The sequence below is a fragment of the Opitutus sp. ER46 genome, from assembly GCF_003054705.1.
In the GTDB taxonomy this organism is placed as follows: Bacteria; Verrucomicrobiota; Verrucomicrobiia; order Opitutales; family Opitutaceae; genus ER46.
Genome location: NZ_QAYX01000004.1, coordinates 1 through 2,204, shown reverse-complemented (window position 1 = coordinate 2,204; position 2,204 = coordinate 1). Strand labels below are relative to the sequence as shown.

Annotated in this window: 2 protein-coding genes; both read left to right on the top strand. The window is 55.8% G+C overall.

The annotated features are described in order from the left end of the window. Positions 1–1,113: RHS repeat-associated core domain-containing protein (locus tag DB354_RS00020; protein WP_107833381.1), on the top strand; the 1,113-nt coding region annotated here is incomplete at its 5' end. A 29-nt stretch (positions 1,114–1,142) separates the two neighbouring features. Further along, positions 1,143–1,742, top strand: coding sequence for a hypothetical protein (locus DB354_RS21840; RefSeq protein ID WP_146180035.1), 600 nt, complete (start codon positions 1,143–1,145; stop codon positions 1,740–1,742). The last annotated feature ends 462 nt before the right edge of the window (positions 1,743–2,204 follow it).

The following is a 2,204-nucleotide window of genomic DNA, read 5'->3' as shown; positions in this document are numbered from 1 at the left end:
ATGACGACCGGACCCTCGCCGAGCGGCGCGATGAAAACCTACAGCTATGACGCGCGCAACCGGCTGACGTCGTTCGACGGTTCCGGATACACCTACAATCCGGACGGCCTGCGGACGGCCGTGACCGGCACCGGCGCGGCAAGCTTCCTGGTGGATCCCAATGCGGCGCTATCCCGGGTGTTGCGACGGACGAAAGGCGGCGTGACCACCTACTACGTGTACGGGCATGGACTGCTGTACCAGGAATCCGGTGGCGTGACCCGGACGTACCACGGCAACCAAGTCGGCAGCACCCTGGTCCTGACCGACGACAGCCAGAACGTGACCGACCGGATCGGGTACGCGCCTTACGGGACGATCACCGAGCGCACCGGCAGCACCGACACCCCGTTCCTCTTCAACGGGGAATACGGCGTCATGACCGATACCAACGGACTGATCTGCATGCGTGCGCGCTATTACAACCCGCGGCTGATGCGGTTCCTCAACGCCGATCCCATCGGCTTCGGGGGCGGACTAAACTGGTATGCTTCATTCGACAACAATCCCGTCAGCAAGACCGATCCGCTGGGGCTGTGGGGCTCCGATTACCATCTAGATCGCACCAAAGAGCTTTCGTCGCATGCCGGATTCTCGGACCAAGATGCGGCGAGGATCGCGCGCGCCGACAATAACGTGGATAGCGTCTGGTTAGGGAAGAGCTGGATGCCAGTCGTTGGCAACCAAGGCTATCACTTCAATACGAACGACACAAAACCGGGAGCCGTCGACTCTCGAATCGCCTACTCACAGATTCATCTCGACAAGGCGATTAGCTATCAAGCCAAAGCCGACAATTTGGCAAGCGGCGGTTTCTTCAGTCGGCTGCTTTCGGGTATCTTCCATAGCTTGGCGATGTCGAACCTCGGCAAAGCGTTGCATCCGGCTCAGGATGTTTCAGCACACACCGCGAGCGTCACACAAAAAGCGGCCGGCGTATATTATCATGCGCAGGACGGGACAGTTGATAACATGCCGGATAGGCCAGACGCCGTGAAAGCAGCCGACGAGGCGACGAACGCGATATTGAATAAATATCAAGAAGGGGTTTCAGCCGGAGGTTGTCGAAAATGAAGCCTCACGGGTTAGTTCTAATTGCTGCTATGCTGCTTGGCCGTTCCCTTCTTTTGGGCTCGGAAATTGAGGCTCCGGCTTTGACATTGCGAATTGAAGATGCGGCGACACACAAGCCAATCGTTGGAATTCGAGTGTATCGTTTCTTCCAGACGGTGCGGGTTCAGCATTTTCTGGGAATCAAAGGGATTCCTTCTCCCGAATCTGAATTCGATTTCAGAGTGGCGGAGCACCATCTTACCAACGACCAAGGCGAGGTTCGCTTGCCGCGACGTCGCTTTGGCGCTCGACTGTACGAGCACGGCGTCGGTGATATTTTGTACATCAATTTGGGATGTACATCCTCATCGAGCGATGTACGCGACGCTCGGGCTTTCGAGCGGGACAGTTGGCGGATATTACCTGACTTACACTTTAACCAAAGTATCGTCCAAGCGGATCCAACGTATGCTGGAGCTATAGTGATCTTAAAATTGTCTCTGCCCGACAAGGAATCTGCTTTCGATGGGGCGTTTGCGTGGTTCTCCCTGAAGCGCGTTTCAGACACGGTTGTGGTTCGTCTCGCAGCCGCGAAGGACGGGAAAGTCGATGGTCGGCTTTCTACAATCAGCTTCTCAGGGCAGCCATAAGACGTCACGCCTTGACCTTTGACATGTGCCGGATTTTTCTGACGTCGTAGGAATCGATGTAAATTACGTCGTAGGCTTTTGGGCCTGTTTACCACGCTGAGATCCGAAAAGGTTCTCAGGGATGTCGTAGCATTTGGGCCGGCGACGCCAGCGTTGGCGCAAAGCGCAGCTGCGTGAGGTCAAAGAACGGGCCTTTTCGGCCGGCGGCATCAGGTTGTGACACCGCCGGCCGAGTCGGATCAGAACAGCGCCATCTGGTTGGGATCTGATGGCGCGGGCAGGTTGGCGCGGAGGAAGCGGTGGGCCGATAACGTCCGGAATCTTGCGCACATTTTTTGATCAGGTAGAGCGTAAGCGTTCAATTTGGACGGCTGATGTATATCCAACATGCTATATATAAATAGCATATATTAACTCGGATCGTATATTGCGCTAGGTAATGGCATCGTCTTGAAGACGGGC